This is a genomic window from Mycobacterium spongiae (assembly GCF_018278905.1).
Classification (GTDB): Bacteria; Actinomycetota; Actinomycetes; order Mycobacteriales; family Mycobacteriaceae; genus Mycobacterium; species Mycobacterium spongiae.
In genome coordinates this window covers 2,470,091-2,488,894 of sequence record NZ_CP046600.1, presented here as the reverse complement: position 1 = coordinate 2,488,894, position 18,804 = coordinate 2,470,091, and the positions used below count along the sequence as shown (strand labels likewise).

The 18,804-nt window shown below is 64.9% G+C and carries 13 protein-coding genes and 1 tRNA gene; 9 read left to right on the top strand and 5 right to left on the bottom strand.

The window, feature by feature from the left end:
* Positions 1-42: 42 nt before the first annotated feature.
* Positions 43-2,109 (bottom strand): serine/threonine-protein kinase, encoded by a 2,067-nt coding sequence (locus F6B93_RS10180; RefSeq protein WP_211698985.1) that lies wholly within the window; start codon positions 2,107-2,109, stop codon positions 43-45.
* A 333-nt stretch (positions 2,110-2,442) separates the two neighbouring features.
* On the opposite strand from F6B93_RS10180, the gene F6B93_RS10175 reads away from it, so the two are divergent.
* Together F6B93_RS10175 and F6B93_RS10170 are read left to right on the top strand one after the other, a co-directional pair.
* Entirely contained in the window at positions 2,443-5,202 is a 2,760-nt protein-coding gene (locus tag F6B93_RS10175; protein WP_211698984.1) for an ATP-binding cassette domain-containing protein, read from the top strand.
* Positions 5,203-5,285: 83 nt separating this feature from the next.
* On the top strand, positions 5,286-5,729 hold the full coding sequence (locus tag F6B93_RS10170; RefSeq protein WP_211699395.1) for a ribonuclease FAU-1 family protein: 444 nt from the start codon (positions 5,286-5,288) through the stop codon (positions 5,727-5,729).
* A 9-nt stretch (positions 5,730-5,738) separates the two neighbouring features.
* On the opposite strand, the gene coaE is transcribed toward F6B93_RS10170, so the two are convergent.
* The 3 genes from coaE to polA all read right to left on the bottom strand — a co-directional run bounded on the left by coaE (position 5,739) and on the right by polA (position 11,288).
* The gene (gene coaE / locus F6B93_RS10165; RefSeq protein ID WP_211698983.1) at positions 5,739-6,971 is read right to left on the bottom strand and encodes a dephospho-CoA kinase; all 1,233 of its coding nucleotides are present in this window, start codon (positions 6,969-6,971) and stop codon (positions 5,739-5,741) included.
* Positions 6,972-6,990: 19 nt separating this feature from the next.
* The gene (gene rpsA / locus F6B93_RS10160) at positions 6,991-8,436 is read right to left on the bottom strand and encodes a 30S ribosomal protein S1 (protein WP_211698982.1); all 1,446 of its coding nucleotides are present in this window, start codon (positions 8,434-8,436) and stop codon (positions 6,991-6,993) included.
* A gap of 176 nt (positions 8,437-8,612) precedes the next feature.
* Positions 8,613-11,288 (bottom strand): DNA polymerase I, encoded by a 2,676-nt coding sequence (polA, locus tag F6B93_RS10155; protein WP_211699394.1) that lies wholly within the window; start codon positions 11,286-11,288, stop codon positions 8,613-8,615.
* Positions 11,289-11,440: 152 nt separating this feature from the next.
* On the opposite strand from polA, the gene F6B93_RS10150 reads away from it, so the two are divergent.
* Both F6B93_RS10150 and F6B93_RS10145 read left to right on the top strand, forming a co-directional pair.
* The gene (locus F6B93_RS10150; RefSeq protein WP_211698981.1) at positions 11,441-11,920 is read left to right on the top strand and encodes a Zn-ribbon domain-containing OB-fold protein; all 480 of its coding nucleotides are present in this window, start codon (positions 11,441-11,443) and stop codon (positions 11,918-11,920) included.
* On the top strand, positions 11,917-13,125 hold the full coding sequence (locus F6B93_RS10145) for a lipid-transfer protein (RefSeq protein ID WP_211699393.1): 1,209 nt from the start codon (positions 11,917-11,919) through the stop codon (positions 13,123-13,125). The genes F6B93_RS10150 and F6B93_RS10145 overlap by 4 nt, the downstream gene beginning before the upstream one ends.
* 87 nt (positions 13,126-13,212) lie before the next feature.
* Here F6B93_RS10145 and F6B93_RS10140 read toward each other — a convergent pair whose 3' ends face one another.
* Positions 13,213-13,830, bottom strand: coding sequence for an ANTAR domain-containing response regulator (locus F6B93_RS10140; protein ID WP_211698980.1), 618 nt, complete (start codon positions 13,828-13,830; stop codon positions 13,213-13,215).
* A gap of 101 nt (positions 13,831-13,931) precedes the next feature.
* Between F6B93_RS10140 and F6B93_RS10135 the strand changes: the two genes are divergently transcribed.
* The 5 genes from F6B93_RS10135 to cydB all read left to right on the top strand — a co-directional run bounded on the left by F6B93_RS10135 (position 13,932) and on the right by cydB (position 18,799).
* Positions 13,932-14,005 (top strand) — tRNA-Leu (locus F6B93_RS10135).
* Positions 14,006-14,070: 65 nt separating this feature from the next.
* Positions 14,071-15,399 carry an adenylate/guanylate cyclase domain-containing protein gene (locus tag F6B93_RS10130; RefSeq protein ID WP_211698979.1) on the top strand — a complete coding sequence of 443 codons (1,329 nt, stop codon included), beginning with the start codon at positions 14,071-14,073 and terminating at the stop codon, positions 15,397-15,399.
* Positions 15,400-15,450: 51 nt separating this feature from the next.
* Positions 15,451-16,074, top strand: a complete 624-nt coding sequence (locus tag F6B93_RS10125; RefSeq protein WP_425518518.1) for an HdeD family acid-resistance protein — start codon at positions 15,451-15,453, stop codon at positions 16,072-16,074.
* A gap of 168 nt (positions 16,075-16,242) precedes the next feature.
* Positions 16,243-17,715 (top strand): cytochrome ubiquinol oxidase subunit I, encoded by a 1,473-nt coding sequence (locus F6B93_RS10120; RefSeq protein WP_211698977.1) that lies wholly within the window; start codon positions 16,243-16,245, stop codon positions 17,713-17,715.
* A 43-nt stretch (positions 17,716-17,758) separates the two neighbouring features.
* Positions 17,759-18,799 (top strand): cytochrome d ubiquinol oxidase subunit II, encoded by a 1,041-nt coding sequence (gene cydB / locus F6B93_RS10115; protein ID WP_211698976.1) that lies wholly within the window; start codon positions 17,759-17,761, stop codon positions 18,797-18,799.
* The last annotated feature ends 5 nt before the right edge of the window (positions 18,800-18,804 follow it).

Genomic DNA, 18,804 nt, shown 5'->3' with positions numbered 1-18,804 from the left:
ACCGTGCACCGACAACTGTCTCGATGCCTGCAGCAACCCTCGCTAGCCGGCCGGGCGAGTCCACGTCCGGGTGACCGGATCGCATTGCAGCAGGTAGCCGTCGTCCGAGGTGGACATCGCGAACACGGAGGTGCCCGGACGATCGCATGAGCTTCCGGAGGTATGAACGCCCACCGTGACGGGGGCTCTGGCCCAGGTGTTGCCCTCACAGACAATCTGCTCGCTGGTGGTCGGGCCGTAGGCGACCCTGTCGACGTCGCTGCAGAACGCGCCGAGGACCGGCGGCGACGGCGACGTAGACGGTGGGTTCGTCGCATTTGCGAGCCCGGTGGGATCGGCCAAGGTCACCCCAGCCGGCACACCGCCGACCCGAGTGGCGACCACGGGTACTCGCACAACCGCTCCCTGGGCGCCGCACTCATTGGACACAATGGTCTCTATCTGCGTACCGAGTAGGGTGCCGTCAGCCTGGGGCGCCAACGACCACGCGACCATCTCCTGCTGGGTGACCCTGACGTCCGCGTTCGGCTGCCGACAGCGCACCCGCTCCCGTTGCGGCGCACCTTGCCAATATCCGCCGACGAACCGCAGGGTATCGACCTGGCCCCCGTCCTTGGAGCTGGCCACGCGGTGGACAGCATCATCCAGCAGAGTGCCCGTGGCCGCGCAACCATTGGTGGTGCACACGGATCGGAAAGCCCACCAGTTCGAGCTGGGTCCGCCACGACGGACCGACACACCGTCAGCCGTCAGATTGGTCTTGTCGTAGTCCAATTTGTAGGTGCCGTTGAGCGCCGGTCCAGAGATGGTGGGAGCGGCGCCGGGATCAGGAGCCTGCGGGCTCGCAGCGGGCTCGCGGTTGGACTGCGGACCGTCTGGTCGAACGGAATACACGACCGACCAGGTCAACGACACTGCGGTCAGCACCGCACAGACCAGCGCGGTCGCCCACCGGGTCCCCGACGAACACCTGACGCTCATGGCGGCAATGGCGCCGAGGGGTCCAGTCGACCGCGGCCGCTCGACCACAGCGCAAGACTGCGTGCTCCGACTCAGCACGACAGCGGCGTCGAGTTCGCCGGCGATGGCCGCGGCGAACGCGCGACACCGCTCGAACCTCTCGTCGGGTTGTTTGGCAAGGGCTTTGAAGAACACCTCGTCGAGGTGCGCCAGATCCGGCCGGAGTCCGCTGATCCGAGGCGGATCCGCGTTCAGGTGCTGACCGACTACCGCAACCGGGTTGGAGTCGCGAAACGGTGGCACCCCAGTGAGCAGATGAAAAACCGTGGCCGCCAACGCATACTGGTCAGCTCGCCCATCGATGCTGGACCCCATCAACTGTTCGGGCGCGGCGTAGGCCACTGTCCCGACCGCGACATTGGTCTTGGTGACACCGATAACGTTGCCGAGGTGTCGAGCTAAACCGAAGTCTGCCAACAGGATTCGGTGTTCCTGTGCCTCGGGATATGTCAGCAGGATGTTCGCCGGTTTCACGTCGCGGTGCAGCAAGCCGCCCGCGTGTGCGTAGTCGAGCGCACTGGCCACGGCGTGGACGATGGCGCACACCTCATGAATCGGAACCCCGTCTTGGTGGCGCTCGTTGACCAGCCGGGCGGCGTCGGTGCCTTCGACATAGTCCATAGAGAGCCACAGCCGACCATTGAACTCGCCGCGATCATGGACTCCGACGATGTGCGGGTGCCACAGGGGCGCGGCCAGATCGGCCTCCCGGTTGAACCGCTCGCGAAACTCCCCATCGCCATTGAGCGCCTCGGCGAGGACCTTGATCACGTCGCGACGAGGCAACCTGGGGTGCAAAGCCAGATAGACCTCGGCCATGCCGCCAACACCCAGCCGCCGCAAGATCGTATAGCCGGCAAACGCGGCTCCATTGCTTATCAGAGGGCACGATGCGGCGGCCTCGCCGTGGCGCTCTGCAGCCCGAGGCTGGCCGCTTTGCGTGATGGTCGGTGAGTGCCGCCGGTGAAAGCGCGCGCGCAGTGCCTGCCTGGTTGGCCGCGGATTGTCCGGAGTGCTCGGATTGTGCGTATTCTTCCCAAGCCGTCGCCGGGCGCCGAAACGCCGGGTGTTTCCCTGGTGCTCGTCCATCTCAGTGCCCCCCATTTCTCCCCAGCAACTGTGGGCACCACCTGCCGCACAGTGGCAACCTGGAGGTCGAACCGGTGGCCATGGGGCCGGCGCTCCCTCAACACCTTCGGTTCGCTGGGCGGTGTTCGCGGTGTGTCCGGAGCACCACTGTCGAATGCTGGCCCACGTTCGAATGGTGCTGGGCTTCGATGGGTAATTCGCCTCAGCACGCTATGAAGCAGCTGTGAGTGGCGGTCGTGAACAGTAGTGAACTGTATTGACGCAATCTAAAAACACAGGAAAATCACAGGGAGATCAGCGGAGACCATCACCCACCGGACCGATACTTGAGTAGTGAGGCGACCCGCTGCGCCCGTCCTGACAATTCGCCACGACGGCTCCCAACTCTCCTTCGCGGCCAGCCGTGAGGTGGTCATCGGACGCGACATCAACGCCGACGTATTCATCCCTGACCCACGAATCTCACGCACGCACTTGATAGTGCGCTTCGATCAAGACCGATGGCTGGCCATCGACAACGGTTCGGTCAACGGCACCTACGTCAACGGCTACCGGACGCCGGTCTTCGATATCCACGACGGCCAGAGCATCAATGTCGGGAATCCGGAAGGTCCGCTGCTGACCTTCGAGATCGAACCGCAGCAGGCCGAGACCAACTGTCCACCCCAGATGAGGTCGATGCGGGACGCCCATTCGCCGACACAGGCGTTGTCAGCGGCCGAAGCACCACCGAACCAGGGTCAGCCACCGTCGCCGCGGCACGGGCCGACCCGACAGCCGACGAAGAGCCCTGCGCCGGGTGGGGCCACCACCGCGCCACCGCGCCCGCTGCCGCCCACGCCGAAGCCACCGCAGCCAACAACCCAACTGCGGACTCCAGCCCCACCCGCGCATCCCGTTGACCAGCCGCGCACCCCGCCACCCCGGACACCGACCTCAGCCTTGCCGCTGGGCACACCACCCGAGCAGCGAACCGTGGTCCACCCGCAGTCACCGGCCCGGTCCCGTTCGACGCCGCACGCCGGGGACGACGCTAGGCCCACTGCCCGCCCCGAGGCGACGCCACCCACCGTGATCGGCAGTACGACGGGCGCCGTGTCGAATCTCGCGACGAGATTCGTGGACTTCGTCAAGCCTCGCTCATCCACACAGATCAACGCGGCCGCTGTTGCCACGATCGGCCGCGCCGCCGACAACGACATCGTCGTCTCCGACGTCTTGGCCTCGCGCCAGCACGCGACTTTGGTTCGGACTCCGCTGGGCACCGAAATACGGGACAACAGCATCAACGGGACGTTCGTCAACGGCACCCGGGTCGGGTCGGCGATCATGACCGAAGATGACGAGGTCACTATCGGCAACGTCGATTTCATCTTCCGCGACGGCACCCTGGTCAGGAGCAGCGAGGCCGCGACTAGGACCGGCGGCCTTCAGGTGCGCGACGTCAGATACGTCGTCGACAACGGCAAACAATTGCTGGACGACATCTCGTTGACCGCGCGTCCCGGCACCCTCACCGCTATCGTCGGTGGATCCGGCGCCGGAAAGAGCACCCTTGCCAGGCTGATCGCCGGATACGCGACGCCCACCTCCGGCTCGGTGAGCTTCGAGGGCCACGACATTCACGCCGACTACGCCTCCCTGCGCAGCAGGATTGGCATGGTCCCACAAGACGACGTGGTTCACCGACAGCTGACGGTCAACCAGGCGCTGAGTTACGCGGCTGAACTGCGCCTGCCGCCGGACACCAGCAAAGCTGACCGCGCCAAAGTCGTCGCCGACGTACTTGAAGAACTCGACCTGACCAAGCACGCCGACACCCGGGTCGACAAGCTCTCCGGCGGACAGCGCAAACGCGCTTCGGTGGCCCTGGAAATGCTCACCGGGCCGTCCCTGTTGATCCTTGACGAGCCCACTTCTGGTCTGGACCCAGCACTCGACTGCCAGGTAATGACGATACTGCGCCGACTGGCCGATGCCGGTCGGGTGGTGATCGTGGTCACGCACATGCTGTCCTATCTCGATGTCTGCGACCAGCTGTTATTGGTGGCACCCGGCGGCAAGACCGCCTACTGTGGCCCGCCTGACCAGATTGGTGAGGCGATGGGGACCACCAATTGGGCCAAGATCTTTACCCAGGTGGGCGCCGACCCCGAGGAAGCCAACCGCCGGTTCTTGGCCCGCAGCAAAGCACAGGGGCGCCGCCAACGATCCGCGGCACCGGCCGATGAACCCGCCCACCTTGGCGAACCGGTGCACACCAGCCTGCGGCGCCAGATTTCAACGATCGCCCGCCGACAGGTTCGCCTGGTCATCTCCGACCGCGCCTACTTCGTGTTCCTTGCCCTGCTCCCGTTCATCATGGGCGCGCTGGCGTTGACCGTCCCCGGCTCGGGCGGATTCCAGATAGCGGCCCCCGATGCCCTACCGCCCGACGAATCCGCGCAGCTGCTGGCCCTGCTGCTGCCCGCCGCGGGCTTCATGGGCACCGCGCTCACGATCCGCGATCTGGTCGGCGAACGCGCAATCTTCCAGCGTGAGCAGGCGGTCGGTCTCTCGACGACGGCCTACCTGCTGGCCAAAACCTCGGTTTTCTGTGGATTTGCCATCCTGCAATCGGCGATCGTCACCGCGATCGTCGTGATCGACAGGGGCGCCCCGACCCAAGGCGCGGTGGTGCTCGGCCACTCCAGTTTCGCGGCCACGTTCGAGCTGTTTATGGCGGTCGCCGCGACCTGCGTAGCGTCGGCGCTCCTAGGCCTCGCCATCTCATCGCTGGTCCGCTCCAGCGAACAGATCATGCCGTTGTTCGTCGTGGCGGTCATGGCCCAGCTGGTCTTGTGCGGCGGCACGGTCCCGGTTACCGACCGGTTCGGACTAGACCAGATGTCGATCGCTGTGCCCTCGCGCTGGGGCTACGCGGCGGCGGCATCGACGGTCGACCTGAACACCTTGGTGCCCGATGCGCTGATCCCGGACGATAAGTTGTGGCAGCACACATCGAGCGTGTGGCTGCTGGACATGAGCATGCTGGTCGCGCTCTCGCTGCTCTATGGTGGCTTTGTTCGGTGGAAGATCCGGCTCGCTCGTTGACCCGATGGGGTGACGTCATCCATTCACCGAAGCACGAAGCGTTCGACCTGGTCGCCCGCACCAATACCGATCCGAAGGGCATCGTGCGCGCGGTCGATGAGTACGTCGTGCACCCGTGGGGGCTCTACCTCGCCCGGCCCACACCAGGTCGAGCACAGTTCCACTACCTCGAGTCATGGTTGTTGCCGTCGCTGGGGTTGCGCGCTACGGTCTTCCACGCCAATCCGGGGCACGAACGCGACCACGACTACTACCTCGACGTGGGCGAATACACTCCCGGCCCGGCTGTGTGGCGTTCCGAAGACCACTACCTCGATATCGAGGTGCGCACCGGCAGCGGGGCGACACTAGCTGACGTCGACGAACTGCTCCACGCGGTCACCCATGCCCTGTTGGCCGTCAACGTTGCCGAACTCGCACTGCACCGGGCCGTCACCGCCATCGACGGTCTGGCCCGACATGACTATGACCTGCATGCGTGGCTGGCCACCCACGGTATGTCGATTACGTGGCTCGGGTCGCAATGACCGGATCGGCTAGGGTTGCCATCCGACTGAGTCGGCCCACTCCCACGCCCGCCGGTAGGCGTCGAGAAACCAGGGTTCCTTGGCGGCGACGTAGTGCTCCATAGCGTCGGCCCCGAGTGCGGCTCGCTTCTCGGCTTCGCGCTTGACCTCGAGGTAGTCAGCCCGGACCGCAGCATTGGCGCGCAACCAGTCGACGAACAGCAGCGCGAATTGCTGGTTGGGCCAGCCCGCCACCCGGATATGCACATTGGTCGGGCGCCCAGGATCTGCCGAGGCGTGAAACCTCTTGTGCCACAACTCTTGATCGTGACTGCGGTCGTACTGACCAATAGTGCTGCGGGCGCCGGTCTTGACGACGTCCTGGGTGACGTGGTCAACGCGCGGGTAGCCGGCGGACAGCAAGGAGGCGGCGAGGTCGTCGGCCACCGCGAGTGATTCGACGGTGACTTGAATGTCGATGACGTCTTTGGCGTCGAATTCCGGCACTGCGGTAGACCCGATGTGATCTACCCGCAACGCCTGGTGGCCGCACGCAGTCTGGAGCCGAGCGATAATGCGCCGCGCCTGTTCTGGCCAGGTCGGATCTGCCGCCACCAGCTGCGCCGGGGCCCGCGCGATCCGGCGCGCACTCAGGTTGTGCGCGAACGGCAGGATCCGGCGACTCCACACATCGCGGGCGCGCTGCACCAAAACCTCGGGGCTGCTTGAGTTATCCAGCCAGACATCCGCGACAGCACGGCGCTGCTCGTCGGTCGCCTGAGCGGCGATCCGAGCCCGGGCGTCGGCTTCGGCCATACCCCGCTGATCAACGAGCCGGCGCACTCGCACTTCAACATCGGCATGCACGACGACCACCAGGGGGAAGAGCGGGGCCATCTGAGATTCCACCAGTAGGGGAATGTCTTCGACCACGACGGCATCCCCCGGGTCCGCCGCCACCGCCTCGATGATCTCCGCACGGCGGCGGGCGACGAGCGGATGAACGATCCCGTTCAGGACACCCCGTGCAGAGTCATCCTGAAAAGCCTTGGCAGCCAACGCTGGGCGATCCAGCGCTCCGTCGTCACGCAGGATGTCGGAACCGAACGCGTCGACCAGCGCTGCTAGTCCCTCGGTACCCGGTTCGACCACCTCGCGCGCCAGGACATCCCCATCGACGATGATCCCGCCGCACTGTGCGAACGTGGCAGACAACGCCGACTTACCGGCCCCAATGCCGCCGGTCAGCCCGATACGCAGCATCCGTGAACAGCGACCGGGATTATGTGCTGCCGGCGAGCTTTTCCCGCAGCGCTGCCAGCTGAGCATCGCTGGCCAGCGACCCGCCGGCGGTGTTGCCCGATGGCGCACCATTGGCCGGCGACGAATCACCGCCGCCATGCCCGGCCGCCTCGGCGGCGGCAAACTTCTCCATCTGGGTGGTGTGCATCTTGTGCCGACGCTCGGCCTCCGCGTAGCGGGCTTCCCATTCGGCGCGCTGAGCGTCGAATCCCTCCAGCCACTCGTTGGATTCGGGGTCGAAGCCCTCGGGGAAGATGTAGTTGCCCTGCTCGTCGTAGCTGTCGGCCATGCCGTACTTCGCCGGGTCGAAGTCCTCGGTGTAGTCCTCGTTGGCCTGTTTGAGCGACAACGAAATTCGGCGACGTTCCAGGTCGATGTCGATAACCTTGACCATCGCATCGTCGCCGACAGCAACCACCTGGTCGGGCACCTCGACGTGACGCTCGGCCAGCTCGGAGATATGCACCAGCCCCTCGATGCCCTCCTCTACGCGGACGAAAGCGCCGAACGGAACCAGCTTGGTGACCTTGCCCGGCACGATCTGCCCAATGGCGTGGGTGCGCGCGAAGTGCCGCCAGGGGTCTTCCTGGGTCGCCTTGAGTGACAACGAAACCCGTTCCCGGTCCATATCGACGTCGAGCACCTCGACAGTGACCTCGTCGCCAACCTGGACCACCTCGGACGGGTGGTCGATGTGCTTCCACGACAGCTCGGAGACGTGCACCAGGCCGTCGACACCGCCGAGATCGACGAAAGCGCCGAAGTTGACGATGGAGGACACCACGCCCTTGCGGATGCTGCCTTTCTGCAGCTGGTTGAGGAACTCGCTGCGCACCTCGGACTGCGTCTGTTCCAGCCAGGCCCGCCGCGACAACACGACGTTGTTGCGGTTCTTGTCCAGCTCAATGATTTTGGCTTCGATCTCTTTGCCGATGTACGGCTGCAGGTCGCGGACGCGCCGCATCTCGACCAGCGAGGCGGGCAGGAAGCCGCGAAGCCCGATGTCGAGGATCAGACCGCCCTTGACGACCTCGATGACCGTGCCCTTGACGGCCTCGTCCTTCTCCTTGAGGGTCTCGATGGTGCCCCAGGCGCGCTCGTACTGCGCACGCTTCTTGGAGAGGATGAGGCGGCCCTCTTTGTCCTCTTTGGTGAGCACCAAGGCCTCGACCTCGTCGCCCACGGTCACGACCTCGTTGGGGTCGACGTCGTGCTTGATGGAGAGTTCGCGGGCGGGGATGACCCCTTCTGTCTTGTAACCGATGTCGAGGAGCACCTCGTCCCGGTCCACTTTGACGATCGTGCCTTCAACAATGTCGCCATCGTTGAAGTACTTGATCGTTTTGTCTATTGCGGCAAGAAAATCCTCGGAAGAGCCTATGTCGTTGACGGCTACTTGCGGCGAGGTGACGGCGGGACTCGACATATTGTTGGGTTGCTCCGGACAGGGTTAGGTCGTAGGGACAAACGGGATTTACCCATCGAGGCTACTCGACGGCCTACAGGCTGGCCAAACTCGGCCGCCGCCGCTACGCCACGAGGGCAAAGCAGCTGCGACGTTGCGGGCCCGGACGCGCCGCCACGACGGCCGCACCTGGCCGCCTAGTGCGCAGCAGCATCCCAGCTACGACCGTAGCCCACGGACACCTCTAAGGGAACGTCGAGCGGGTAGGCGGCGCCCATCTTGGCGCGCACCAGCGCTTCGACCGGCTCCCGTTCACCGTCTGCGAGTTCGAACAGGAGTTCGTCGTGAACCTGCAACAGCATGCGAGAGGCCAGCCCGGCGGCTGTAAGCGCTTTGTCGACCTCGAGCATCGCTACCTTGATGATGTCGGCCGCGCTGCCTTGGATCGGGGCGTTGAGCGCCGCCCGCTCGGCGGCCTCGCGCACCTGCCGATTGCTGCTATCGAGCTCGGGAAGATAGCGGCGACGCCCCAACACGGTGGAGGTATAGCCGTCCCTGCGCGCCTGCTCGACGACATCCAACAGGTAGTCGCGCACCCCGCCGAACCGGGCGAAGTATTGGTCCATCTGGACCTTCGCCTCCTCGGTCGAGATCTTCAGTTGGGAAGCCAACCCATATGCGCTGAGGCCGTAGGCCAGCCCATACGACATTGCCTTGACCCGGCGGCGCAACTCACCGGTGACCTCGTCGATCGGCACCCCGAACGCGCGCGACGCGACAAACGAGTGCAGGTCCTCGCCGGTGTTGAAAGCTTCAATGAGGCCGTCGTCTCCGGATAGGTGCGCCATGATCCGCATCTCGATCTGGCTGTAGTCGGCGGTCATCAGCTCGCTGTACCGGCCACCCTCACCCGCGCCGACGACGAACGCGTCACGGATCTGCCGGCCAGCGTCGGTGCGGATCGGGATGTTCTGCAGGTTGGGTTCGGTGGAGGAAAGACGCCCCGTCGCGGCGATGGTCTGGTTGAACGTCGTGTGAATGCGGCCGTCCGTGGCCACCGATTTCAGCAAGCCGTCGACGGTGACTTTCAGCCGAGTGGCGTCGCGGTGTGCGAGCAGATGCTCGAGAAACGGGTGCCCCGTCTTGTCGAAGAGCGTCTGCAGGGCGTCGGCATCGGTGGTGTAGCCGGTCTTGGTCCGCTTGGTCTTCGGCATGGAAAGGTCATCGAAGAGCACCACCTGCAACTGCTTGGGTGACCCCAGATTGATCTGCCGGCCGATCACCGCGTATGCGGCCTCGGCGGCGTCGCGGATCTGGTCTGCGAACTGGCTTTGCAACTCGGTCAGCAACCGCACGTCGACGGCGATGCCGGCGTTCTCCATGGTGGCCAGCACCTGTTGGACCGGCAGCTCCATGTCGCTCAGCAATGCGGTGGAATCGATGCGCGCCAGCTCGGTGTCAAGCGCCTCGGCGAGATCGACAACGGCACGGGCTCGCAGTATCGCGGTCTGGACCGCTTGCTCGTCCACCCCATCAACGTCGTCCAGAAGTGAAAGCTGTTGTTGTTCAGGAATTTCCGCCCGCAATTCGCGGCGTAGGTAGCGCAGTGAGAGATCGTCGAGGGCAAAGCTGCGCTGTCCCGGCCGCACCAAGTAGGCCGCCAGGGCCGTGTCGGAGGTAACACCGTTGAGGGTCCACCCTCGGCCCGCCAAGGCATGGATGGCCAGCTTCGCCTCGTGCAGGGCTTTGGGCATGGCGGGATCGGCCAGCCAGGCCGCTAGCGCGGCGTCATCGTCGGTGCCCAACGTAGCGGGATCGAGGTAGCCGCCTTCGCCGTCGGCAGCGGCGATCGCGACGGCGGTGGCGTCGCCGCCGTAGGGCTGATGGGTACCCACCACCGTCAGGCCGCAACGGCGCCCGTCGCTGGCGTGCTCAGCCAGCCACGGCGCGACCGTGCCGGGCTCCAGCGCGCCACCGCGGACGTCGAATCCCTCGTCGACCTCGGGCTCGACGGCGGCCAGCGTGTCGAAGAGCCGGTCGCGCAGCACCCGGAACTCCAGGTCGTCGAAGAGCCGATGGATGTGGTCCCGGTCCCAGGGCTGCAACCGCAGCGCGTCCGGTGTCTTCGCCAGCGGCACATCGCGGACCAGGTCGGTGAGCTCCCGATTGCGAACCACGCTGGCCAAGTGGGCTCGCAGCGCGTCGCCGACCTTGCCGCGCACGGAGTCGACGTTGTCGACCAGCGATTGCAGCGAGCCGTACTGGCCAATCCACTTGGAGGCGGTCTTCTCCCCTACCCCGGGAATGCCCGGCAGGTTGTCGCTGGGGTCACCCCGCAGCGCCGCATAGTCCGGGTACTGCTGGGGGGTAAGCCCGTACTTCTCGACCACGGCATCCGGAGTGAACCGAGTGAGTTCACTGACGCCTTTACGCGGGTAGAGCACCGTCACGTCGTCGCTGACCAACTGCAGCGAATCGCGGTCACCGGTGACCACCAGCACCCGATAGCCCTGGTTCTCGCCCTGGGTGGCCAACGTTGCGATGAGGTCGTCGGCCTCGAAGCCCGGCTCGGCGAGCACCTCGATGCCCAGTGCACCGAGGACTTCTTTGGTGATATCGATCTGACCGTGGAACTCGTCGGGGGTCGACGATCGGTTGGCCTTGTATTCCGGATAGCGCTCCGACCGGAAGGTCTGCCGAGACACGTCGAACGCCGCTGCGACATGCGTTGGGGCTTCGTCGCGCAGCAGGTTGATCAGCATGGCGGTGAAGCCGTACACCGCGTTGGTGGTCAATCCGCCACGAGTCTTGAAGTTTTCCGCAGGCAGAGCGTAGAACGCGCGAAATGCCAGGGAGTTGCCGTCCAGCAGCATCAATGTGGGCCTGGCTTGATCCTCGCTAGTGGTTTGCGCGGCACTCACGGCTCACACTCTAGGCATCCGGGCTGACGTCCACCCCACCCCGACTCCGGCGACGGAACTGCAACACGTTTCAGTTTTGCGCCCGGGCTGGGTAGGCTGGCCCAGTGCTAGAGGTCACCAGCCAACAACCGGCGATTGACGGGTGGTTTGCTACTGATGACGCCGGTAAGCCCCATCTGATCGGCAGCAAGTGCCCCCTGTGCGGCACCTACGTGTTCCCTCCCCGTGAGAACAATTGCCCCAATCCCGCCTGCTCCGGCGACGTATTGGAGTCTGTCGCTTTGTCCCGGCGCGGCAAGCTGTGGAGCTACACCGAAAACTGCTACGCCCCGCCGCCGCCCTATCCCGCACCGGACCCCTTCGAGCCATTCGCCGTTGCGGCGGTGGAGTTGGCCACCGAGGGGCTGATAGTGCTGGGCAAGGTGGTCGAAGGCACGCGGGCGGCCGAGTTGAAGGTTGGCATGGAGATGGAGCTGACTACCCTGCCGCTGTTCACCGACGATGACGGCGTGGAGCGCATCGTCTATGGCTGGAGGACTGCAGGCGGCGATGCAGAGCGAAGCGATGAAGAGGAGCAGCGCTGATGACGAGCGCACCCGAGCCGGTCTACATTCTCGGCGCCGGCATGCACCCATGGGGCAAGTGGGGTAACGACTTCACCGAATATGGGGTTGTCGCCGCCCGCGCCGCCCTCGCTGAAGCGGGTTTGGACTGGCGTCAGATCCAATTGGTCGCCGGCGCGGACACCATCCGTAACGGGTATCCAGGGTTCGTCGCCGGCGCTACGTTCGCCCAGAAGCTCGGCTGGAACGGCGTGCCGGTGAGCTCGAGCTACGCAGCATGCGCCAGCGGTTCCCAGGCCTTGCAGAGCGCGCGGGCTCAGATCTTGGCCGGTTTCTGCGACGTTGCGCTGGTCATCGGGGCCGACACCACCCCGAAAGGCTTCTTCGCCCCTGTCGGCGGCGAGCGCCGCAACGATCCCGATTGGCAGCGGTTCCACCTGATCGGGGCCACCAATCCGGTGTACTTTGCGCTGCTGGCGCGACGGCGGATGGACCTCTACGGCGCCACCTTGGAGGACTTCGCCCAGGTCAAGGTCAAAAACGCCCGGCATGGCTTGCAGAACCCGAATGCCCGGTTCCGCAAAGAGACGTCGGTCGACGATGTGCTCGTCAGCCCGATGGTGGCCGATCCGTTGCGGCTGCTGGACATCTGCGCCACCTCCGACGGCGCCGCGGCACTGATCGTGGCCAGCACCAAGTTCGCCCGCGAACACCTGGGCTCCCTGAGCGGGGTGCCCTCGGTGCGCGCGGTCAGCACGGTCACGCCGAAGTATCCGCAGCATCTACCGGAACTACCCGATATCGCGACAGACTCCACCGCGGTGGTGCCCGCACCGGACCGGGTGTTCAAGGATCAGATCCTCGACGCCGCTTACGCGGAGGCAGGCATCGGGCCCGAAGACCTGAGCCTGGCCGAGGTTTATGACCTGTCCACGGCGCTGGAACTCGACTGGTACGAGCACCTCGGATTGTGCGCCAGGGGCGAAGCCGAAGCCCTGTTACGCAGCGGCGCCACCGCGATCGGCGGTACCGTCCCGGTCAACCCATCCGGCGGGCTGGCGTGCTTCGGCGAGGCTATCCCCGCGCAGGCGATCGCCCAGGTTTGCGAATTGACATGGCAGTTGCGCGGCCAGGCCACCGGCCGCCAAGTCGAGAACGCGAAGGTAGGCGTTACCGCCAACCAGGGCCTGTTCGGGCATGGCTCGTCAGTGATCGTGGCGCGCTGACCGTCGCCGACCAGCCACAAAATCGCAGTCTGTTGAACGAACACGGGTTGCTGGCCGACTACCCGCGACCCGTGTGTCTGCTCGCGGTCAGGCGTCCCCCTGGGCGCCCAGGGTTTCCAGGACGACCTCCGCCACGTGTTTCATGGTGGTTCGCCGATCCATGGCGGCACGCTGAATCCATTTGAACGCTTCCGGCTCAGTCATGCCCTGTTTGGCCTGGAGCACACCTTTGGCGCGTTCCACGAGTTTTCGGGTCGCTAGTCGGTCAGACAACGTCGCGACTTCGCCCTCCAGCGCGGTGACCTCGCTGAACCGGCTGACCGCCAATTCGATGGCCGGGATCAGGTCGCTGATCGTGAAGGGCTTGACCAGGTAGGCCATCGCTCCGGCGTCGCGTGCGCGTTCGACCAGGTCGCGCTGGCTGAAGGCCGTCAAAATCACGATGGGCGCGATCCGTTTGCCGGCGATCTCCGAGGCAGCGTCGATGCCGTCGCGGCGCGGCATCTTCACATCCATGATCACCAGATCCGGTTTGTGCAGCTCAGCCATTTCGACGGCTTCCTGGCCGTCACCAGCCTCTCCGACGATGTCGTACCCCTCCTCCCGCAACATCTCGGCGAGGTCCAGGCGAATGAGCGCTTCGTCTTCAGCGATCAACACCCGGCGAGGAGTGGCGGCATCAGCATCAGCGGTGGGGCCGGTCATGATCGACATTGTGTCGTGAGCGGTGTCGCTCGGGAACCTTGGGGGGCGGTGAGTCGTTAGACCGCTGCTCTAAGGTGGGAGGCCGGAACGGCTCCGACGAAGCCCTCGTATCCCAACTGGCAGAGGAAACGGACTCAAAACCCGTCCAGTGTGGGTTCGAATCCCACCGAGGGCACCGAGCGACGCGGCGCGAGATTGCTCGAATCGGTAAACGCCGAGCTATACAGTTAGGCTGCTAACGTGGCGGCTAAGAAATGCGGCGCCCCACCAGCGGCGGAGAGCGCGGCGCGACGCCCCGACTGTGTTGCGGCGGTGCGCTCGCACACGCGTGCACCCAACCAGCTTTATGCCGAGCGCATCGCGCGACGACAGCGCGTGCTCAGCATCACAGCCTGGCTTTCGGTGATGGTGAACGGCAGCTTCGTAGTCGTGCAACTCCTCGCCGCAACCGGGGTTTGGCAGATTCTGCTGATCAACTTCGTCACGGCGACGATCTTCATGACTGTCCCGCTCCTCCACCGCTTCGGCGAACTCGTCGCGCCGCTCACGTTTATCAGCGCGGCGTATGTGTCGATCTTCACGATTGGTTGGACCGCCGGCACCGGTGCGGGTGCCCAGCTCTTCTTCCTAGTGGGAGCGTGTCTGGTAGTGCTGCTGGTGGGCGTGGAGCACATTGCGTTGGCAGCGGGACTGGCGGGCGTCGCCGCCGGGCTGGTGATCGCGCTGGAGTTCCTCGTCCCCCGCGACACTGGCCTGCAGCCCCCCGGAGTGGTGTCGGCCAGTTTCGTCCTCACCACCGTCTCCGCGTGCGTGATTGTGGTGGCGACCGTGTGGTACGCGCTGCGCGACACCGCCCGCGCCGAGGCGGCCATGGAAGCCGAGCACGAGCGCTCCGAGGCCCTGCTGGCCAATATGTTGCCGGCCAGCGTCGCGGAGCGACTGAAAGATCCTGACCACCCGATCATCGCGGACAAGTACGACGATGCCTCGGTGCTGTTTGCCGATATCGTCGGCTTCACCGAGCGAGCCAGCAGCACCACCCCCGCCGATTTGGTGCGACTCCTGGATCGCCTCTACAGCGCCTTCGACGAGCTGGTGGATAGCCACGGGCTGGAGAAGATCAAGGTCAGCGGCGACTCGTACATGGTGGTCAGTGGGGTGCCACGTCCGCGTCCGGACCACGTTGAGAACCTGGCCGACTTTGCGCTCGACATGGTGGGCGCGGCGGCCGAACTCAAGGATCCCCATGGGCGCTCGGTGCCCTTGCGGGTGGGCTTGGCCGCAGGCCCGGTCGTCGCGGGCGTCGTCGGTTCGCGCCGGTTCTTCTACGACGTGTGGGGAGACGCGGTCAACGTCGCCTCGCGGATGGAGTCCACGGACTCGGTCGGGCAGATCCAGGTTCCCGATGACGTCTACGAACGCCTGAAGGACGACTTCGTGCTGCGCGAGCGCGGCCATATCAATGTCAAGGGCAAGGGCGTGATGCGGACCTGGTATCTGCTGGGCCGCAAGGCGGCCGATGATTCCGAGACCCCAGCCGCAGCGCAGCCACACACGGCGCGCGTCTGAGCGCCGACACACCGGACACGACCACCCCCGGAACTATGCCGGAACCGGCGGGTGTGTAACACTGCGGCCATGGAACAGAGCCCAGCACCAAGCCCCGCACCGAGCCCCACCTCGAGCCCTGTGCCGCCCCCGCCAAGCTTGTTGCCGCATCTGTGGAAATCAACGCTGATATCGGGAATTTTCTCGGTGATTCTGGGTGTCCTGGTGCTGGCCTGGCCGGGAATATCCATCTTGGTTGCGGCCATAGCCTTCGGCGTCTATCTGCTGATTGCCGGTATCTCCCAGGTCATGTTCGCGTTCAGTCTGGAAGTTTCGGCCGGCAGTCGGATTCTGCTGTTCATCAGTGGCGCGGCAGCGCTGATCCTGGCCGTGTTGGCTTTCCGGCATTTTGGTGACGCCGTCCTGTTGCTGGCCATCTGGATCGGCATCGGGTTCATCTTCCGCGGCGTTGCAACAACGATCTCCGCGGTCAACGATCCGACACTGCCCGGTCGCGGGTGGTCGATCTTCATCGGTGTGATCAGCCTCATCGCCGGCGTCGTGGTGATGGCATCACCGTTCGAGTCCATCTGGATTCTGGCCCTGGTCGTCGGGGTCTGGCTCGTGGTGATCGGCGCATGCGAGATCGCGTCGTCATTCGGCATCCGCAAGGCGTCGCAAGCACTGGGCCGCTGAGGGCGCGAAGGGGATACGCGAAAGGGAGTAATGGCACGCCCCACGTGACAGCACTGGCACAGCGCGCCTGCGGCTACTACACTTCGTCGTAATTACGTCCTACAAGTCGTAGTTACGTCGTAAAAGCAGCAGTCCCGCGCAGTGCCCCGCAGTCTCGGGAGATGACCGATGAATGTCGTCGACATTTCACGGTGGCAGTTCGGTATCACCACCGCCTACCACTTCATCTTCGTTCCCCTCACCATCGGTCTGGCTCCCCTGGTGGCCATCATGCAGACGGTGTGGGTAGCCACAGGTAATACGGCCTGGTACCGCCTTACCAAGTTTTTCGGCAAGTTGTTCCTGATCAACTTCGCCATTGGGGTGGCGACCGGGATCGTGCAGGAGTTCCAGTTCGGCATGAACTGGAGCGAGTACTCGCGGTTCGTCGGCGACATTTTCGGCGCGCCCTTGGCGATGGAGGGGTTGGCCGCCTTCTTCTTCGAATCCACCTTTATTGGGCTATGGATCTTCGGTTGGAGCCGGCTACCCCGGCTGGTGCACCTGGCGTGCATCTGGATCGTCGCGATCGCGGTCAACGTATCCGCGTTCTTCATCATTGCGGCGAACTCGTTCATGCAGCACCCGGTCGGCGCGCACTACAACCCCGAGACCCGGCGCGCCGAGTTGAGCAGCATCGTCGCGTTGCTCACCAACAACACCGCACTAGCGGCGTTCTCGCACACGGTGGCCGGTTCGTTGCTGACCGCGGGGACGTTCGTGGCCGCGATCAGCGCCTGGTGGCTGGTCCGTTCCCGCAATCCGGCAACCGCCACCCCCGGTACCGAATCCGATCCGCGCACCATGTATCGCCCCGCAACTATCCTGGGATGCTGGGTCGCGCTGCTGGCAACGGTCGGCTTGTTCTTCACCGGCGACCACCAAGGCAAGCTGATGTTCCAGCAGCAACCGATGAAAATGGCGTCGGCGGAATCGTTGTGCGACACCGAGACTGATCCTGACTTCTCTATCCTGACCGTCGGCAGACAGAACAACTGCGACGGCCTCACCCGGGTCATCGATGTTCCCTATGTGCTGCCGTTCCTCGCCGAAGGCCGAATCAACGACGTCACGCTGCAGGGTGTCCGCGATCTGCAGCGGGATTACGAACAACGTTACGGCCCCAACGATTACCGGCCCAACCTGTTCGTCACCTACTGGTCGTTTCGCGCCATGATCGGGCTGCTGGCAATCCCGGTGCTGTTCGCCCTCGTTGCGTTGTGGCTCACTCGTGGCGGCCGCATCCCCAATCAACGGTGGTTCTCCGGGCTGGCGCTGCTGACCGTTCCGGCGCCGTTCCTGGCCAACATTGCCGGGTGGGTGTTTACCGAGATGGGACGCCAGCCGTGGGTCGTGGTTCCCAACCCGACCGGCGATCAGCTGGTTCGACTCACCGTCAGAGAGGGCGTCTCAGGCCACGCTCCCGGCATGGTCCTCGCATCCTTGGTGACGTTCACCGTGGTCTACGCGGTGCTCGCCGTGATCTGGTTCTGGTTGCTCAAGCGCTACATCGTCGAAGGGCCGCTGGAACATGACGCGGAACCCGCTGCCGCGGTCGCGTCCAGCGACGACGAAGTGGCGCCGCTGTCTTTTGCCTATTGACCTGCTTGCCATGCCGCAGCAGCACCCGGAAAGGAGTTGACCGGTGGAACTGGCAGAGTTGTGGTTCGGCGTCATCGCTGCGCTTTTTGTCGGCTTCTTCATCCTCGAGGGTTTCGACTTCGGCGTGGGGATGTTGATGGAGCCGTTCGCTCGCCTCGGCGCCGGCGATCCGGAAAACCGCCGGCGAACCGCGCTGAACACCATCGGTCCGGTCTGGGATGGCAACGAGGTCTGGCTGATCACCGCGGGTGCCGCCATGTTCGCCGCATTTCCCGGCTGGTACGCGATCGTTTTCTCCACCCTGTATCTGCCGCTGCTGGTGATCTTGTTCGGGATGATTGTGCGCGCCGTAGCCATCGAATGGCGCGGCAAGGTCGACGACCCGAAGTGGCGAGCCCTGGCCGATTTCGGTATCGCCGCCGGGTCCTGGTTGCCGGCAGTGTTGTGGGGGGTGGCGTTCGCGATTCTGGTCCGCGGCCTGCCGGTGGACGCCAACGGCCAGATCCACCTGTCGATCGGCGATGTGCTCAACGCCTACACCTTGCTGGGCGGGCTGGCGACGGCCGGCCTGTTCTTGTTCTACGGCGCGGTGTTCGTCGCGCTGAAGACCGCCGGCCCGATCCGGGACGACGCCTACCGCGTGGCCCGATGGCTATCGCTTCCCGTGACGGGATTGGTTGCGGGGTTCGGAGTCTGGACCCAACTGGCACACGGCAAGGATTGGACCGCAGCGGTTCTGGGGTTGGCGGTGGTCGCACAGCTGGCCGCGGTCCTCCTGGTGTGGCGGCGAGCATCCGATGGTTGGGCCTTCGTGTGCACTGTGGTGGTTGTTACGACGGTGGTGGTGCTGTTGTTCGGCGTGCTCTACCCGAACCTGCTGCCGTCGACGCTGGGCAGCCAATGGAATGTGACGATCTACAACGCGTCGTCGACCGCGTACACCCTCAAGATCATGACGTGGGTGACCGCGATCTTCGCTCCCCTGACGGTGGTTTACCAGGCGTGGACGTATTGGGTTTTCCGGCAACGCATTTCAGCCGAGCGGATACCGCCGCCGATCGGCTTGGCGAGGCGCACATCCTGAGCGCG

Excerpts from the sequence above, each read along its gene's own strand:
- coaE (WP_211698983.1), bottom strand. The coding sequence starts at position 6,971 with ATGCTGCGTATCGGGCTGACCGGCGGCATTGGGGCCGGTAAGTCGGCG.
- F6B93_RS10120 (WP_211698977.1), top strand. The coding sequence starts at position 16,243 with ATGAATGTCGTCGACATTTCACGGTGGCAGTTCGGTATCACCACCGCC.
- F6B93_RS10140 (WP_211698980.1), bottom strand. The coding sequence starts at position 13,830 with ATGACCGGCCCCACCGCTGATGCTGATGCCGCCACTCCTCGCCGGGTG.
- rpsA (WP_211698982.1), bottom strand. The coding sequence starts at position 8,436 with ATGTCGAGTCCCGCCGTCACCTCGCCGCAAGTAGCCGTCAACGACATA.
- polA (WP_211699394.1), bottom strand. The coding sequence starts at position 11,288 with ATGCTGCTGGACGGCAACTCCCTGGCATTTCGCGCGTTCTACGCTCTG.
- F6B93_RS10180 (WP_211698985.1), bottom strand. The coding sequence starts at position 2,109 with ATGGACGAGCACCAGGGAAACACCCGGCGTTTCGGCGCCCGGCGACGG.